This window comes from Pseudoalteromonas sp. T1lg21 (genome assembly GCF_002964625.1).
Taxonomy (GTDB): domain Bacteria; phylum Pseudomonadota; class Gammaproteobacteria; order Enterobacterales; family Alteromonadaceae; genus Pseudoalteromonas; species Pseudoalteromonas gelatinilytica.
The window spans coordinates 153,546-169,539 of record NZ_PQBX01000041.1; the positions used below are offsets into that span (position 1 = coordinate 153,546).

The window sequence follows — 15,994 nt, forward strand, 5'->3', positions numbered from 1 at the left end:
AGAATTTCTAGTATTTAAAACCACGGTGAAGGGCAACAATACCGCCAGTTAGATTTTGATAGCTCGTTTGTTCAAAACCGGCATCTTCCATCATCCCTTTCAATGTTTCTTGGTCTGGATGCATACGGATTGATTCAGCAAGGTATTGGTAAGACTCGCTGTCATTTGCCACTAACTGACCCATCTTAGGTAAGATATTGAATGAATAGAAGTCGTAGGCTTTGCTTAGCGCTTCGTGTTCTGGTTTCGAGAACTCAAGCACCAGTAAGCGGCCGCCCGGCTTAAGAATACGATACATTGAGCGAAGTGCTTTATCTTTATCGGTCACGTTACGAAGACCAAAGGCAATCGTAATTAAATCAAAGCTGTTGTCAGGAAATGGCAATGCTTCAGCATTCATTTGTACATATTCAATATTGCCAACACGACCAAGATTACGCAGTTTCTCGCGGCCAACTTTCAGCATTGAAGAGTTGATATCGCCTAAGATAACTTGACCCGTTTCACCAACTAACTGACTAAATTTAGCGGTCAAATCACCTGTACCGCCAGCAAGGTCTAATACATAGTGACCTTTACGAACACCAGAACTTGCAATAGTTTGGCGTTTCCATAAACGATGAATACCGAACGACATTAGATCATTCATTACGTCATACTTTGCAGCGACTGAGTGGAATACATCTGCAACCATTGATGCTTTGTCGTTTTCAGCAACGGTTTTATAGCCAAAATGCGTGGTCTTTTCTTGATTCTCGTTCATGATTAATCTCTATCGTGGCAATAAAGACTAGTGTACTTGATTGTAGCTGTGGGGTGCAATTTGATTATAACTAAATCATCAGATTAGCGTGGCTTTTCATGACTTAGCGCAGTTTTAAACTTTATTGGCCGGCAATAAAACTACTTTGCCCTAGTGACTTTGCTTTTGCTGCTGCTAAAGATGCTTTTCGGGCTAAACTGTTAAAGTCGCCATCACCTTCATGTTTCGCGATCCCTAGAGCTAGGGTAATCGCGGGGAGTTTAGTGCCATTTTTGGAGCTGACAAAACGTAGCTTTTCGACACCATTTCGTACTTTTTCGGCAATTAAGTTCGCCGTTTCAGGCTCTATATCAGCAAGTAAAATGGTAAACTCATCTTTACTTGTACGCCCAGGTAAACCGCTTTCACGCACGTACTTTTGCACTTGCTTCGCGACTTTATTTAAAATCACCTCACCAATCACATCGCCATAGTTTTCAATAAAATGGTTTAAGTTCTCAATATGAATAGAAATCGCACAAACCGCTTTATTTTGACCAACCCAGAGTTGGGTTTGTTGATTTAAGTAATGGCGTTTGTATAAGCCAGTTTGCTGGTCGGTGATATGTTGCTTACGTAATTGGGTGAGTTGTTTTTGGGTTTTTTCTTGAAGTGCTTTTGCCTTTGCTATTTCTTGCTTAAATTGACGATGTTGATTGAGCAGCACTTCAGACTGTTTACTGAGCATTTTTAATGCGTGGCGCGTTTGCTCAATGTTGTTTTCATCAATTGAATGCACACAATCGGTAATTTGTTCGGCAAAGCGCACAATGTTTTGTTCGTTATTGCTGGCATTACGCGAAAGGGTATTTATAACCGAGTCAACATTGCGAACAATCGCCGTTTTCATTTTATGGCCTTGTTCCATAAAATCGAAATACAACTGTTCTACATAAACACAATCGATGGTTTTTCTTTGTGCGACTGCACGGTCAATAGCGGCGTTAAGTTTTGGATTAGATTGGCTGACGTAGGTATAAACAACCTGATAGTTTAGTGGTGACGGCGGTAATGCGTGATGTTCTAAAAAGATACATACCTTTGTCATTTTTTCTTGAGCAATAGCCATGGAATCATGGAACATCATTTTTCAATACCACTAAATACGCATATCAACCAATTAATAATCTCTTCCGTAAGGTGTATTTGCTTCCAAGCATAAATACTGAGTCTACAGTAATCTGTAATCAACCTATTTAAAAGCAAAATCGCTAACTTTGGAACTTAAATTTGTTTCGTTTGTGTCTATTAGCTGATTTTCTCAACAACTTTAACAAGTGTAATTAAAAATTGTTTAAAGCTTGCTCACTGTTGTTTACACAGCGCTGCTAATTTAAGCGCATTTAACCTGAGCTTGGTCGCATTTGCTTGGGTTTTAGCCAGTGCTGCGCTACTTTAGCGATACTGATTAAAACTAAAAAGAATGCTATGAAACAAACACTGTCGCGAACTTTAAACCGCTCTGTTATTGCGGTTGCTTTAGCGTGTACTTTAAGCGCTTGTCAGGTAACAAATATTGATGCTGATCAGCAATTTACTCAAGTAGCCGAAAATATTGTTAATTATCGCCAAAGCATCAGCCCATATGGCAAAGAAAATGGCGTAGATGGGTATTTATTAGAAAATCTATCGGCTGAATTTTTAGAGCAAAAATACAAGAAGAATACTGAATTACTTGCTGAGCTAGATGCTATAGACCGTGATAAGTTATCTGAAGAAAACCGCATTAACCTGACTATTTTGCGTGGCCAAGTGCAAAATAGTGTCGATGAATATGTCTTCAATACGCACTATATGCCACTGACATCTGAGTATGGGTTTCATTCTAGCTTGTCGTTTATGGTTTCTAGCTCTGATTACACAAAACCGCAAGACTACCAGTTATACCTTGCTAAATTGCAGCAAATTCCCCGCTATTTCTCGCAAAATATCGGCTGGATGCGCAAAGGTCTTGAAGTGGGTTTAACCCAACCAAAGGCTGTGTTAGAAGGCTATCAAGACTCTATTACGGCTTATATTGTTGATGATGCTACCCAGTCTGAATTTTACAAACCATTCTTAAATAACACGGCAGGTTTGAGTGATAGCGAATTTGCTGCATTACAAAAGCAAGCACAAACCATTATTAAAGAACAGGTTATTCCGGCTTATCAAGGTTACTTAACTTTCTTTAATAACGAATATCAACCGGGTGCACGTACTGACATTGGCATTTCAAGTACACCAAATGGTAAGGCGTTTTATGAAAATCGCGCCAAGTATTACACCACTACTGATATGACGCCGAAAGAAATCCATGAGCTGGGTTTACAAGAAGTCGCGCGTATTCGTGCAGAAATGGAAAAAATTATTGAGAAAGTAGGTTTTGAAGGCTCGTTTGCTGATTTTGTCCACTTTTTACGTACTGATCCGCAATTTTACGCAAAAACACCGAAAGATTTGCTAAAAGAAGCGTCTTACATCGCCAAAAAAATGGATGCGCAGTTACCTAAATTATTCCATACCTTACCGAGAATGCCGTACGGTGTTGCGCCAGTGCCTGAGAGTATTGCCCCTAAATATACAACCGGTCGTTACTCAGGGTCTCGTCGTGATGATCAAGCGGGTTATTACTGGGTTAATACCTATGCGCTCGATAAGCGTCCGTTATATGTTCTTGAAGCATTAACGCTACACGAAGCTGTACCTGGTCATCATTTACAAATTTCACTTAATGCTGAACTTGAGTCATTACCAAGCTATCGCCGCAATGCATATTTGTCGGCATTTGGCGAAGGTTGGGGCTTATATTCGGAATTTTTAGGTATCGAAGCGGGCTTTTACCAAGACCCATACAGTGATTTTGGACGATTAACTTATGAAATGTGGCGTGCCGCGCGTTTAGTGGTTGATACAGGTATGCATATGTATGGCTGGAGTCGCGAACGCGCAATGAAATTTATGAGCGAAAACACCGCGCTTTCATTACATAACGTGAAGACTGAAACCGACCGTTATATTTCATGGCCTGCACAAGCGTTGTCATACAAAATTGGTGAGCTAACGATTAAACGTTTACGCCATGAAGCTGAGCAAGCGCTTGGCCAAGACTTTGATATTCGCGAATTCCACCACCAAATATTACGTCATGGCTCAGTGCCAATGTCGGTGCTTGAAGAGCAAATTCAACTTTATATTAAAGCTGAGCTAGCAAAACGAGCAGCATAGCAGATGAGAAAGGCGTGATTTACATCACGCCTTTTTTGTTTATTGCACGTAATATAAACACCTTATATGCTTTGAAGGATGTCATTTCACAAAGGGGCCTTGGATGAGTGATTTTATAATTTTTAGTATCGATGTTTTTGCCAGCTTATTTATTTTTGCACTCGGCATAGGTTTGCTGGTGATTGTGTGCTTTTACATTAGTGATGTGACGCAGTCTAAACAGGCGATTCGCCGTAATTACCCGGTGATCGGCCGATTTCGTTATTTCTTTGAGCGCCAAGGTGAATTCTTCCGTCAATACTTCTTTGCAATGGATAGAGAAGAGTTGCCATTTAACCGTGCTGATCGAAGCTGGGTTTATCGTGCTGCGAAAAATGTTGACCGTACTACGGCCTTTGGCTCAACACAAAGTCTTGAGGCAACGGGCACTGTGATGTTTATGAACTGTGCGTTTCCAACCTTAGATGAAGATGCACTTGACCCTAGTGAAGTCACGTTAGGGCCTTATTGCCAAACTCCTTATACAACAAACTCGTTATTTAATATTTCTGGTATGAGCTTTGGTGCCTTATCTAAGCCTGCTGTTCGTGCGTTATCGCGAGGTGCAAAGTTAGCAGGCTGTTGGATGAATACAGGCGAAGGTGGGCTCAGTCCTTATCACCTTGAAGGTGGTGCAGATATTGTGTTTCAGATTGGCACGGCAAAATATGGTGTACGAGATGAGCACGGCAAATTAAGCATCGAAAAACTCAAAGCAATTGCTGAGCATGAACAAGTTAAAATGTTCGAAATTAAAATGAGTCAAGGTGCCAAACCCGGTAAAGGGGGGATGTTACCAGGGCGTAAAGTGACTGCTGAAATTGCAAAGATCCGGGGCATTCCTGAAGGGCATGACTCGATTAGTCCAAATGGTCACCCAGAGATTAAATGCCCAGCAGATTTACTCGATATGATTGAAACGGTACGCAGTACCACAGGTAAACCAACCGGTTTTAAAGCGGTGATTGGTGAATACACTTGGCTCGAAACCTTGTTCAGTGAAATTAATAACCGAGGCATTGAATCAGCGCCTGATTTCATCACTATTGATAGTGCCGACGGCGGTACGGGCGCAGCTCCTCAACCCTTGATGGATTCAGTTGGTTTACCGCTTCGAGAGAGCTTGCCTTTGGTTGTCGATCTGCTAAAAAAACATGGTCTCAGAGAGCGAGTGAAAGTGATTGCATCGGGTAAGCTAATCGTACCGTCAAAAGTGGCTTGGGCATTGGCACTTGGGGCTGATTTTATTGTTTCGGCGCGCGGTCATATGTTTTCGCTAGGTTGTATTCAGGCTCTGCAGTGTAATAAAGATACCTGTCCGACCGGTATTACGACTCACAATGAACGCTTACAACGAGGCTTAGATGTGACCGATAAGGCACAGCGTGTCGCTAATTATAATAAGTTTATTCACTATGGTGCAGGGCTGATTGCTCACTCGTGTGGTGTATCAAGTGCCCGTGAGTTAGCTCGCCAGCATGTGCGTGTAGTACAGGAGAATGGTTTATCAGAGCCGCTCGATAAAATGTATGAACACTACAATAAATAATCTAGTTGAGTTGAATAATTAAAAGGCGCATTGAGCGCCTTTTTACTTTTTGCTAGTTAATTTAATAAACTGATTAATAAAGAAAAGAACTCGTCTTTATTGTTACAGCTTGTGGCATTGAGCATCAGTTGTTCGCCAAGTACGAGTGTTTGTTGTTGTACTGCTAAACGCGCTTGTTCATCTTCAATTCCATCGATATCAGCAACATGGGCTAAACCAATAGTACGGCGAATAAGTTCAGCGCCACAGTAACCAATTGCATCACGCAATACGTGTTGTAAGTAATCTTCGATAAAGGCGCGGTTTGCAAAGCTAATATCAGTTGCTTCGCTGCTTGCTAGGTTTAACCAATGTTGTTCAAATTGGCTGTAACAGTCTTGTAAGCAGGTTAATAAATGAGTTTGATACTGACGGCGCTTTGCTTGTTCGGCAATACGTCCATTTTGGGCACAGTAATTTAGTAACAAATTACCCATAAATGAGCCGATATCGAAGCCAACAGGGCCAAAAAAGCCGAACTCTGGGTCGATCATTTTAGTGGTTTTGCTATCAACAAAAATGCTGCCACTATGCATATCGCCATGCAATAAAGTTTGCGGGCATGATAAGAATTTAGCTTTTAATTTCGCTGCGGCTAGTTTTAAAGCATCATTATTACGAATACTTTCGACGTGCTCAGTAAGCTCTGCAGGGAAATTATTGCGCTCATGCTCAATGTACGGATCGGTAAAGAATAAGTCTTCCGTGATCTTACATAAATCAGGGTTAATAAATTGACTGACTTTGGCTTTTTTATCTTCAGCAGATAAATAAAAGTCTGAGTTATAAAAGCCTGTACGGCTTAAATACAGTGCAACATGATTGGCCAGTAATGGGAATTGCTCGGCCTTGATTTGTGCGCCACGTAAAATTTGTAGGTCGCCTAAATCTTCTAATACGGTTAACGCCAACTCGACATTGTGATGCAGTATTGCCACAGTATGTTCAGGGCATAACTGACCATGATTAATCAATACTTCGGCTTCAATGCGTGCGCGGTCTAACGATAACGGCCATGACTCACCTACACAACGGGCGTAAGGAAGTGCCTGCTTTAAAATTACACTGTTGTTGTGCTGATCAGCAACCCGAAAAACTAAGTTTAAGTTTCCATCACCAAATTCGTATGCAGTCAGTGTTGCATCAGCAGCGAATACTGAGCTTAACTCATTTTCGATAAGTTTTTTAATGTAATCAACAGCATGCTCTGCAGTGAAGGCAGTATAGTTAGCCATAGCTTTATCTCGTAATACAATTAACTTTAAGCATTCTATACCTGTAACCGTTTAGATGTCCATACATCTAGCTTGTTAGTTGTCAAAACTGATGTAAAATAACTATTCACTTAAATTAGTTTTTCATTAGTAATTCGGATTCAGTATGCAAGATCTCATCGCCAGCAGTATTAAATATCAGCAAGGTACGTTAACTGTGCTTGACCAGTATTTGTTGCCACATCAACAGCATTGGCATGTGTGCAATGATGTTGAAACGATGAAAGACCTGATCTTGACCTTAAAAATTAGAGGCGCACCTTTAATTGGCTTAGGAGCGAGTTTATTGGTTGCACATTTAGCAGAGCAGGGCATGAGTCAGTCAGCACTTGCGGTTGCTATAGATGAACTAGAAGCAACCCGCCCAACCGCCGTTAACCTAATGCACTGTATGGCCAAGTTACGTACAGCACTGACAGAGACTGATTATGTTGCTGCTGTTGTCGCGACTGCTGAACAGTTATTTAAAGAAGATATTGCCCTTTGCGATAGCATGGCAGAACGTGGTGCTGCCTTGGTTGATAAAGGCGATAACATTTTAACGCACTGTAATACAGGTGCGTTGGCAACGGCTGGTGTAGGCACTGCATTAGGTGTGATTTATAAAGCGCAGCAACGCCATGGCGATATTCATGTTTGGGTTGATGAGACACGACCGTTACTGCAAGGCGGCCGCTTAACAGCTTTTGAGCTTGAGCGTTGGCAAATCCCTTATACTTTGATTTGCGATAACATGGCAGCCAGTTTAATGGCTGCGGGCAAAGTAGATAAAATCTTTGTAGGTGCAGACCGTATTGCTGCAAACGGTGACTTTGCAAATAAAGTCGGCACTTATAACCTCGCTGTGTTAGCGCATTTCCATAACATTCCATTTTATGTCGTTGCGCCACTTACGACGCTTGATACACAAACGGTGTGTGGTGTCGATATCGAAATTGAGCAACGCAGTCCCAACGAAGTGCGCGGTGTTAGTGGTAGTTTTGGTGAAGCGATGTGGGCACCGACTAACGCAAAGGTTTATAACCCGGCATTTGATGTTACACCGGCGAGCCTAGTCACAGGCTGGGTGCTCGATAGCGGCGTTTATAACCAATCCGATATCGAGCAAGGTATCCTAAAGCAGTTAAAGTAGAAATTACTCAGCACTTTTTTTAGTGTAAAGCTCAATGCTGTTTTGAGTATTTGCTGTTAAGAATGAAATAGCGAGCTTGTCATTATTGGCATTGAGATGGCTAATAAAGTGCAAATGCTGCAGTTGAACTGCAAGTTCAACATCCTTCATTTTTGCTAAGTTGATGCTATACACTTCTGCTTCGGTGGCGATGTACAAGCTGTGCTGGTTACTTGCCATCGAGATAATCGAAGGTTTTAGCTCGATAAGTTTGTCTGGGGTCACCAGTTCACTATAGGTATTATTGTCACTGTCTAGTAGCAGGTATTTTGCGTACTTAGAATGCACGATTAGCTGATCATCATCATACCAAGCAATTTCTAAAGGGGTGTCGATGGTGCTTTTAACAACGTGATCGCTATTGGTGTGCAAAATCATTATTTGGTTTTGCTGGCTGCTAAGCTCTGTATAAATCACTGCAATTTTATTGCCTCTGATTGCTGCCAATTTGCTGTTTCCTGGTAGCGTCCAGTGTTTAATTTCTGAAAAATCATTGGCACTTAATAAGCTTAGTTGCTGAGTGGTTTTATTAAAACTTACGAGCTGACTGCTGTCGCTATTTGCAGTAATAACGGTCGTATCTTCGCCAAGCTTGTCGGTTATATCTATATATTGGTTATCTTTTCTCAGCCAATGTTGGCGCTTATAGAATTCAAAATCAGCGAAGTAGACATCATTATTCGGTAGTGCGACAACATCATCCTCATGCTTATTTGCCGTAGCAATATAGCTCATTTGTTTTGATTTTAAGTCAAATATGGCCCCATCATTGTCGTGTAAATCAGTGCTGATCAAAACACTTTGTTTATTAAGGGGGTAGGCGAAATTAGCTCGCTTTACTGGTGCTTTAACAGGTTGTCCTCGGCTCATGGTATCAAACGAAAATGATTCGATCGTCAATTTACCGCGGTTATACCAAACCAGCGAGTTAGTTTGCCCATCATAAGTCGCAGCCCAAGAGCGGTAGTTGTTCGTCGTTAAGAGTTTAAGTGAGCTGCCGTCTAAATTTGCCATGTAAATCTCTGCTTGACCCACATTATGGCGCTCGAAAATAATCCGACTAGGGTTTTTGATGGTGGTTAAAATGTAGTCGCCAGTCCCTGTGATATTTGGTGAAGTAATGCGAATTTCTTCACCTGTTTTTAAATCTTGAGCATAAAGGGCGTTTAAGTGAGTTAAACCACGGTAGTTATTTCGTCTTGTAATTGCCACATTGCCGACCTCCATGTACTGGGTTGGAGATAAGCTACGTATAAATTGATTGGTTCTAGGCTTAATTAAAGCTTCATTCGATAACAGGTTGCTTGCTTGCCAAGCAATACAATCGTTGAAATCACTTCCTTCACATGAACCATAGAATAGACGCTCGCCATCGTCAGACCAGCCTTGTAAAAAGAGATCCCCTGATGCAATTTGGTACTCTTTTTTAGTTGTTAAGTCGACAACATAAAGGTACTTATCATCAATATCATTTTGCAGTATGTAGGCTAATTTTGTTTTGTCTTGATTGAGCATTAAGCGGTAGTGTGTGCCTTTATGCCAGGAAATCGTTTCTACTTGCAGGTCTAAAAGTGGTGCTTCGCTTTGGTCTTCAGTAGTGGCTTTAGGTTGTTGTAAGAACAACCAAATAGCAGCAAGCAGTAAACTCAATACTAAGGCTGCAAAAGGCCACGGCCAGCGAGAAGTATGATCTTTTTTTGGACTAATGTTGGCTGTATTAACTTGAGTCTCAGCGTCTTTATCTGCTGTTATTACATTTTCTGTTTTTAGCGGCTCTGTACTCACCGCGTGATCAAGAAACTTAACTTCAATAAATAAACTGTAGCCTTTGCGGTAATGGGTTTTAATGGTTTGCCCAGGCTGCTTTTCTGACTTGAGTACTTTTCTTAATTCTGAGATGGCGCGGTTGATGGCATTGTCATCAACGAAGCTTTGTTGCCAAATGTTTTCAACCAATTCTTGGCGAGTGATAATGCGATCATTATGGGTAATGAAAAAGCACAAGAGTTTATAAAGTAAAGGTTCTAGTTCGCGCGTATGCGTGCCATCGCTGATGGTTTGCTGCTGAGTGTTAAATTGCCACTCACCCACATAAATAACGGTATCGCGGAAGGGTGAAAATGCCGACCCCATGTTTAGTCCTTTAACTAAAATGTAATAATCTTGATGGGAAGATAATAACAGCTTTTGTTCTTGATTTGGGTTTTTTTGTTGTGTATTTGTAAATTAAAGGCTGTTTTTTGCAACATATAGCCAAGCTTGGCTGCTACACTGAAATGTTTCTGCAATTCTTTGATAATCATCCACTTCGTAAGCGTCTGCCTGAGCAAGCTCTTGTTCGGTGATTAAATAAATTGTGCCATTAACCGTATCACTTTGTTTGCCCGTTTTGATTAACGCTGGGTGAAAACGCTGGCCGCTACTTTTAAGGACAGCTTCGTCGGTGATCTCGACTTCACCAATAACATAACCGGTTAATGTAGCTGGTTGACCTTCGAGCAAGCGCCCGAAGGTATCTAGCTGAACCTGCGGATACTGTAAGGTACCGTAAGAAAATAGCTTTTCCATGTTAGTCCAGCAGTGGGAAGGTGTTTGCAATGGTTGACTCAGTACTTTTAGCCACCCAACCTTCGGTATTATTAAATAAGCGAATTGCTGTGAATTCAGGGTCGCTGCCCATATCAAACCAATGCGGTGTGAGCTCAGGAACAGAAATAAGGTCACCTTGCTGGCACAGCACTTGATACACTTTATCGCCTAAGTGTAAGCAAAATAAACCTTGGCCTTTCACAAAAAAACGTACTTCATCTTCGCTATGTGTATGCTCAAATAAGAACTTGCTGCGTAATTCGCTAGCATTTGGATTACCTTTAGCAAGCGAAATAACGTCCACTGTTTGATAACCCCCTTCAGCCTTAAGGCGCTCTATATCGTTAGTATAGGCAGTTAAAATAGCGTCATGGCTGGTATCTTGGTCAATCTGTGCCGTTGCTTGCCACTGCTCAAAGCGAACGCCAACCGCATTCAGCTCACTCGCAATCGCGCTTAAGTCTTCACTGTGAAACAGTATGTTGTCTGCGTTGTTATCATTAAAAATAGTTAATTGGCTCATGCTAAAAGCTCCGCACTAAATGCTGTGAAATCGTTAATGTATGGGTGAGCGTCGCTGACTGCTTGGCCATCGCGAACAAGGTGTAAAGTGCCAAGACCAGCAGCTTTGGCAGCATCAAGCTCTGCTTTCACATCACTTAAGAACAGCACTTCCGCAGCTTCAAAAGGCAAGGCTGCAATAATATTCTCATAAGAGCTCTGCTGTTGTTTTGCGCCAACTTTGGTGTCGAAGTAATCACTAAATAAAGGTCTAACATCACCATAATCAGAAAACTCAAAAATCAGGTGCTGCGCTTTCACAGAGCCCGAAGAGTAGACATATAAACTTTTACCAGCTTGTTTTTGGGCTTGTAAAAAGTCATAAGCATCAGGGTAAAGGTGGCCAGTAAAATCACCATTTTCGTAGCCTGTTTGCCAAATTAACCCTTGTAACTGCTTAAGTGGGGTAATTTTTTGATCCGTTTCAATCCAATGAATTAAATGGCTAATAACCGTGTCGATATCGGCTTCTGGTTGCTCTATATGTGCCTTAACAGCCTCTATTTGGGCTGCTACTTCTGGGTCACTTTGATGTGACTTCACAAACTCAGGTAATTGCCCTGCCGCGTAAGGAAATAATACGTCTTTAACAAAAGAAATGCGGGTAATTGTGCCTTCAATATCGGTTAAAATTGCTTTGATCATGCTTGAACTCCAGCTTGAATGCCTTCTAGTTTTAAGCGTTCAAGTTCACAGCTAAACAAAAACTCTAAGCCTTCTAAATGACGCTGTACTTCTTTGATATCGCGACCAACCACGTATAAACCATGACCACGAATTAATACGGCATGTTCGATAGGGGTGTGAAGGTGATGATCACTGACCAATAAACTTAAACGGTCAATGTCTTGGTCATTATCAAAAATAGGAATACTTAGCGTATCTAAATGCGATTTAACACCACTTAAAGATTTTTGCATTTCGTAGCCATGTAAATTGATAGCGTGACCTTTGATCACACGCGATAACACAGTTGCTGCAACAGAATGGGTATGCAAAACAAATTTAGCTGATGGGATAAGCTTATACATATTTAAATGTAGCTCAGTTTCAGCTGATGGATTACCAGAGCCTTTAGTGCGATTACCTTCATGGTCAAACTCAATAAACGCATGAGTGCCGAGTTGGCCTTTATCGAAGCCACTTGCTGTGACGACATAACCGCTTGCAGTGCGGGCTGAAAAGTTACCACCAGTAGCAGGGACCCAGCCACGTTGGCTTACCCATTTACCAGCTTCAATTAGTTCTGAAATAGCGGTATTGTTATGCATATATTCCTCGACATTCTAAAAGTTATTTAGACGGCTATACATCTGTTTTAAGCAATGATAGCATCGCTTCGGGCGCAAAACCATCTTTAAGGAACCTCTGTGTTTGAAAGTAAATTGCCGAATTTAGGCACCAGCATTTTTAGTCAAATGACAGCTCTGGCAAATCAGTATCAAGCTATTAACTTATCTCAGGGTTTTCCTGAGTTTGATGCACCTGAATTGCTAAAAAAACAACTCAATCATTATGTACTTGAGGGGGTAAATCAATATGCGCCTTCAAGTGGTATTGCAAAGCTACAACAGCAAATAGCGGCTCTGATAGCGAGAAAATACCATAACAACATAAATTACGAGCAACAAGTTACTGTTACGTCAGGGGCAACAGAGGCATTATTTGTAGCGATTCAAGCACTTGTCAAAGAGGGTGACGAAGTGGTGGTGTTTGACCCCGCGTATGACTCTTACCAACCGGCAATTGAGCTTGCTGGCGGTCGTTCAGTTCATGTCGCTTTGCATGCGCCAGATTATAAAATCGATTGGCAAGCCGTAGCTGATGTCATCACAGACAAAACACGTGTCATCATCATCAACACGCCACATAACCCAAGCGGTAAAATCTTTAAAACAGAAGATATTAACGCCCTTAAAGCGCTTGTTGCTGAGCATGATTTATATGTGATCAGTGATGAAGTGTATGAGCACATTACCTTTGATGGCGCTTTGCATTTAAGTGCGCTGACCGACTCTGAATTATTTGCACGTAGTTTTGTGATTTCAAGTTTTGGTAAAACCTTTCACAGCACTGGTTGGAAGATGGGTTACTGTGTAGCACCCGCTCAGCTCATGGTGGAGTTTCGTAAAATTCACCAATATGTGACTTTTTCAAGCTTTACGCCTGCTCAGCATGCATTAGCCGATATGCTTGAGTTAGAGCCTGATCATGTTGATGAGCTAAGTCATTTTTATCAACAAAAACGTGATTTACTCAGCGAAGCGTTAGCGCAAAGCCGTTTTAAAATATTACCAAGTGAAGGCACTTACTTCTTACTACTCGATTATAGTGATGTGTCTGATCTTGATGATGTTGAGTTTTGTCATTGGTTGGTCGAGCAAGCGGGGGTTGCAGCTGTGCCACTCAGTGTGTTTTACAACAGTGCAAGCAGCGATAAAGTGATTCGTTTATGTTTTGCAAAAAATGATGACACATTAAAACGTGCTGCGGAGATTTTATGTCAACTTTAACCTTGGCTTTAGTGCAGTCATCACTGCATTGGCTTGATAAAAACGCTAATCTTACGCATTTTTCTGAGCAGCTTAATAACTTAAACGAGCAGGTCGATTTAATTGTCTTGCCAGAAACGTTTGCCACGGGTTTTGCGATTAATCTAGATTGCAGTGAGCCTGAACAAGGCGACGTACTTAGCTGGTTACAAGCCACTGCGAAGCAAAAGAATGCCGTGATTGCTGGTTCTGTTTTAGTTGCAAAAGGTGACAAAAAGGCCAATCGATTTTATTGGGTTTGGCCAAATGGTGAAGTAAAGTATTACGATAAACGCCATTTATTCTGCTTAGGTAACGAAGGTAATTTTGTTGCAGCAGGTACGCAACGCGAGATATTCACAATCAATGATTTTCGCATTTTACCGCAAGTGTGTTACGACCTGCGCTTTCCTGTATTCCAACGAAACTGCAATGACTACGATGTGATGATCAACGTAGCCAATTGGCCGGCGGCACGTCGCCATGTATGGGATACCCTGTTAAAAGCACGCGCAATGGAAAACGTGTGTTATGTCGTGGGCGTCAATCGTATTGGTGCAGATGGTAATGATATTGCTCACAGTGGTGGCACCGCGGTTTATGATTTTAAAGGTGATACTTTGGCTGCGCTTGACGATAACCAATCGGGTATCATTATTAAGCGCTTAGAAAAATCACCGTTAGATGACTTTAGAAAGGCTTTTCCTGCTCACTTAGATGCTGACCAATTTCAATTACTGTAATTGCATTGCATAACTTTAAGCTCATGATTAGCCTATTTACAAAACTAATCATGAGCTCTACTCAATACTTACCTTAATATGGCTATTAAGGATAAAAGCTCAGCATCACAGATATAAACACGCCAGTGATCACTAGTTGCACTAAGCAAAAGCCCATGATGTCTTTTGCTTTTAAGCCTGCAATGGCGAGAACAGGGAGTGCCCAGAACGGCTGAATTAGGTTGGTCCAAGCATCACCCCATGCGACAGCCATAGCAACACGTGGCATATCAGCACCAAGTGATTGTGCTGCGGGAATGACAATTGGCGCTTGCACTGCCCACTGACCGCCGCCTGATGGCACAAAGATATTCACAAACCCTGCACTTAAAAAGCTCCAAAAAGGCAGCGTTTCGGCTGTTGCAATGGCAATAAATCCTTCAGAGATCTGTTGAGCAAGTCCCGTTTTTACCATGATAGCCATGATCCCTGCATAAAACGGAAATTGAATCACTATGCCAGCTCCACTGGGAATTGCTTGCTGTAAGCTACTGAGTAAATTATGCGGTGTTTGATGCAGTAAAATTGCGCTAAATAAGAAAATCGCGATCACGCTATTTAAATTTAGGCCACCTCCGGTGAGCACAAAATAATAGAATAAATAGCCAAGGCCAACGGCACCTATTCCCATACCTAGCAAACGACTATGCTCTATTATTTCGGCAGGGCGGGTAGGTGTTGCTGTTTGCTTAGTTTCATCATCAAGCTTTGCGGGGTCAACATAAACGCTGTCTGTCTCGCTTGGCAACATATAGCGATTTACAAGCGGCATAATAATAAATAAGCCCACAACAATGGCGATATTAAATGCAGAAAAAATTGTCTCCTCGGTGCCTATAATACCAATGCTTTGCTGTGCAAAATGGCCATCGGTTGCGATGGTCAGCGGCACTGAACCGGCTAAGCCACCATGCCAAACAATAAAGCCTGAATAGGCACTGGCTACTAACAAACGGTAATCAACGCGGGTTTGTTTCGCAATTGCTTTGGCGAACAAAGCGCCAATCACTAAACCGAAACCCCAATTTAGCCAGCTAGCTAGCAAAGATACGAGGGTCACGAGAATGATTGCTTTAGCAGGGCTGTTGGCGAGAGTTGCCAATTTGTTGAGTATACTGCGCATAACGGGAGTACTTGCTAGCATATAGCCCGTTAGCAGAACCAGCAGCATTTGCATGGCAAATTGTAATAGGTTCCAAAACCCTCCACCCCAAGCGGCAAGTACTTGTGTGGGTGTTGATGGGGTAAAGAGGCTTGCAACGATGAAGCTCAGTAAGGTGAGCAAAATAACAAATATAAACGGGTCGGGTAGGTAACGCTCAACTAGTTTAGTGAATGGTTTAGCAACGCGATTTAGCATAGTTTTTATTGTTGTCGTCGAATCGATAATGCCAATAAATCATGAATAACGATGATTGGCAAATTGCGACGCCGTTGCTTTAGCGTATGT

At 41.8% G+C, this 15,994-nt stretch carries 14 protein-coding genes; 5 read left to right on the top strand and 9 right to left on the bottom strand.

Annotated features, from left to right (window positions below; genetic code table 11):
* Nucleotides 1-7 precede the first annotated feature (7 nt).
* Together ubiE and C2M25_RS09895 are read right to left on the bottom strand one after the other, a co-directional pair.
* The gene (ubiE, locus tag C2M25_RS09890) at nucleotides 8-763 is read right to left on the bottom strand and encodes a bifunctional demethylmenaquinone methyltransferase/2-methoxy-6-polyprenyl-1,4-benzoquinol methylase UbiE (RefSeq protein ID WP_063700994.1); all 756 of its coding nucleotides are present in this window, start codon (nucleotides 761-763) and stop codon (nucleotides 8-10) included.
* A 121-nt stretch (nucleotides 764-884) separates the two neighbouring features.
* The gene (locus tag C2M25_RS09895; RefSeq protein ID WP_063700996.1) at nucleotides 885-1,871 is read right to left on the bottom strand and encodes a GGDEF domain-containing protein; all 987 of its coding nucleotides are present in this window, start codon (nucleotides 1,869-1,871) and stop codon (nucleotides 885-887) included.
* A gap of 359 nt (nucleotides 1,872-2,230) precedes the next feature.
* Here C2M25_RS09895 and C2M25_RS09900 point away from each other — a divergent pair, with 359 nt between their 5' ends.
* Together C2M25_RS09900 and C2M25_RS09905 are read left to right on the top strand one after the other, a co-directional pair.
* On the top strand, nucleotides 2,231-4,009 hold the full coding sequence (locus C2M25_RS09900; protein ID WP_063700997.1) for a DUF885 domain-containing protein: 1,779 nt from the start codon (nucleotides 2,231-2,233) through the stop codon (nucleotides 4,007-4,009).
* A gap of 103 nt (nucleotides 4,010-4,112) precedes the next feature.
* Nucleotides 4,113-5,597 (top strand): FMN-binding glutamate synthase family protein, encoded by a 1,485-nt coding sequence (locus C2M25_RS09905; protein WP_063700999.1) that lies wholly within the window; start codon nucleotides 4,113-4,115, stop codon nucleotides 5,595-5,597.
* 56 nt (nucleotides 5,598-5,653) lie between these two features.
* On the opposite strand, the gene mtnK is transcribed toward C2M25_RS09905, so the two are convergent.
* Nucleotides 5,654-6,871, bottom strand: coding sequence for an S-methyl-5-thioribose kinase (mtnK, locus tag C2M25_RS09910; protein ID WP_105173905.1), 1,218 nt, complete (start codon nucleotides 6,869-6,871; stop codon nucleotides 5,654-5,656).
* A 145-nt stretch (nucleotides 6,872-7,016) separates the two neighbouring features.
* Between mtnK and mtnA the strand changes: the two genes are divergently transcribed.
* Nucleotides 7,017-8,042 carry an S-methyl-5-thioribose-1-phosphate isomerase gene (gene mtnA / locus C2M25_RS09915; protein WP_105181026.1) on the top strand — a complete coding sequence of 342 codons (1,026 nt, stop codon included), beginning with the start codon at nucleotides 7,017-7,019 and terminating at the stop codon, nucleotides 8,040-8,042.
* A 3-nt stretch (nucleotides 8,043-8,045) separates the two neighbouring features.
* Here mtnA and C2M25_RS09920 read toward each other — a convergent pair whose 3' ends face one another.
* The 5 genes from C2M25_RS09920 to C2M25_RS09940 all read right to left on the bottom strand — a co-directional run bounded on the left by C2M25_RS09920 (nucleotide 8,046) and on the right by C2M25_RS09940 (nucleotide 12,502).
* Nucleotides 8,046-10,214, bottom strand: a complete 2,169-nt coding sequence (locus C2M25_RS09920; protein WP_105181027.1) for a winged helix-turn-helix domain-containing protein — start codon at nucleotides 10,212-10,214, stop codon at nucleotides 8,046-8,048.
* Between the two features lie 93 nt (nucleotides 10,215-10,307).
* Nucleotides 10,308-10,649: a gamma-glutamylcyclotransferase family protein gene (locus C2M25_RS09925; protein ID WP_063701007.1), complete on the bottom strand. Its 342-nt coding sequence runs from the start codon at nucleotides 10,647-10,649 to the stop codon at nucleotides 10,308-10,310.
* 1 nt (nucleotide 10,650) lies between these two features.
* On the bottom strand, nucleotides 10,651-11,193 hold the full coding sequence (locus C2M25_RS09930; protein ID WP_063701010.1) for a 1,2-dihydroxy-3-keto-5-methylthiopentene dioxygenase: 543 nt from the start codon (nucleotides 11,191-11,193) through the stop codon (nucleotides 10,651-10,653).
* On the bottom strand, nucleotides 11,190-11,876 hold the full coding sequence (mtnC, locus tag C2M25_RS09935) for an acireductone synthase (protein WP_105181028.1): 687 nt from the start codon (nucleotides 11,874-11,876) through the stop codon (nucleotides 11,190-11,192). Before mtnC ends, C2M25_RS09930 begins: the two co-directional genes overlap by 4 nt.
* A complete protein-coding gene (locus tag C2M25_RS09940; RefSeq protein ID WP_063701015.1) occupies nucleotides 11,873-12,502 on the bottom strand; it encodes a methylthioribulose 1-phosphate dehydratase in 630 nt (209 codons plus the stop codon). The genes mtnC and C2M25_RS09940 overlap by 4 nt, the downstream gene beginning before the upstream one ends.
* Nucleotides 12,503-12,601: 99 nt before the next feature.
* Between C2M25_RS09940 and C2M25_RS09945 the strand changes: the two genes are divergently transcribed.
* Entirely contained in the window at nucleotides 12,602-13,744 is a 1,143-nt protein-coding gene (locus C2M25_RS09945) for a methionine aminotransferase (RefSeq protein WP_105181029.1), read from the top strand.
* Nucleotides 13,732-14,505: an amidohydrolase gene (locus C2M25_RS09950; RefSeq protein ID WP_105181030.1), complete on the top strand. Its 774-nt coding sequence runs from the start codon at nucleotides 13,732-13,734 to the stop codon at nucleotides 14,503-14,505. Before C2M25_RS09945 ends, C2M25_RS09950 begins: the two co-directional genes overlap by 13 nt.
* Before the next feature lie 85 nt (nucleotides 14,506-14,590).
* Here the strand turns inward: C2M25_RS09950 and C2M25_RS09955 are convergent, their stop codons facing one another.
* Nucleotides 14,591-15,904: a short-chain fatty acid transporter gene (locus C2M25_RS09955; protein ID WP_063701021.1), complete on the bottom strand. Its 1,314-nt coding sequence runs from the start codon at nucleotides 15,902-15,904 to the stop codon at nucleotides 14,591-14,593.
* Nucleotides 15,905-15,994: the final 90 nt, after the last annotated feature.

What these genes read in the sequence shown, in the direction of transcription:
- C2M25_RS09900 (WP_063700997.1), top strand. Translation starts at nt 2,231, where the DNA reads ATGAAACAAACACTGTCGCGAACTTTAAACCGCTCTGTTATTGCGGTT.
- C2M25_RS09920 (WP_105181027.1), bottom strand. Translation starts at nt 10,214, where the DNA reads ATGGGGTCGGCATTTTCACCCTTCCGCGATACCGTTATTTATGTGGGT.
- ubiE (WP_063700994.1), bottom strand. Translation starts at nt 763, where the DNA reads ATGAACGAGAATCAAGAAAAGACCACGCATTTTGGCTATAAAACCGTT.
- mtnK (WP_105173905.1), bottom strand. Translation starts at nt 6,871, where the DNA reads ATGGCTAACTATACTGCCTTCACTGCAGAGCATGCTGTTGATTACATT.
- C2M25_RS09930 (WP_063701010.1), bottom strand. Translation starts at nt 11,193, where the DNA reads ATGAGCCAATTAACTATTTTTAATGATAACAACGCAGACAACATACTG.
- C2M25_RS09905 (WP_063700999.1), top strand. Translation starts at nt 4,113, where the DNA reads ATGAGTGATTTTATAATTTTTAGTATCGATGTTTTTGCCAGCTTATTT.
- mtnC (WP_105181028.1), bottom strand. Translation starts at nt 11,876, where the DNA reads ATGATCAAAGCAATTTTAACCGATATTGAAGGCACAATTACCCGCATT.
- C2M25_RS09940 (WP_063701015.1), bottom strand. Translation starts at nt 12,502, where the DNA reads ATGCATAACAATACCGCTATTTCAGAACTAATTGAAGCTGGTAAATGG.
- C2M25_RS09925 (WP_063701007.1), bottom strand. Translation starts at nt 10,649, where the DNA reads ATGGAAAAGCTATTTTCTTACGGTACCTTACAGTATCCGCAGGTTCAG.
- C2M25_RS09895 (WP_063700996.1), bottom strand. Translation starts at nt 1,871, where the DNA reads ATGGCTATTGCTCAAGAAAAAATGACAAAGGTATGTATCTTTTTAGAA.
- mtnA (WP_105181026.1), top strand. Translation starts at nt 7,017, where the DNA reads ATGCAAGATCTCATCGCCAGCAGTATTAAATATCAGCAAGGTACGTTA.
- C2M25_RS09950 (WP_105181030.1), top strand. Translation starts at nt 13,732, where the DNA reads ATGTCAACTTTAACCTTGGCTTTAGTGCAGTCATCACTGCATTGGCTT.
- C2M25_RS09955 (WP_063701021.1), bottom strand. Translation starts at nt 15,904, where the DNA reads ATGCTAAATCGCGTTGCTAAACCATTCACTAAACTAGTTGAGCGTTAC.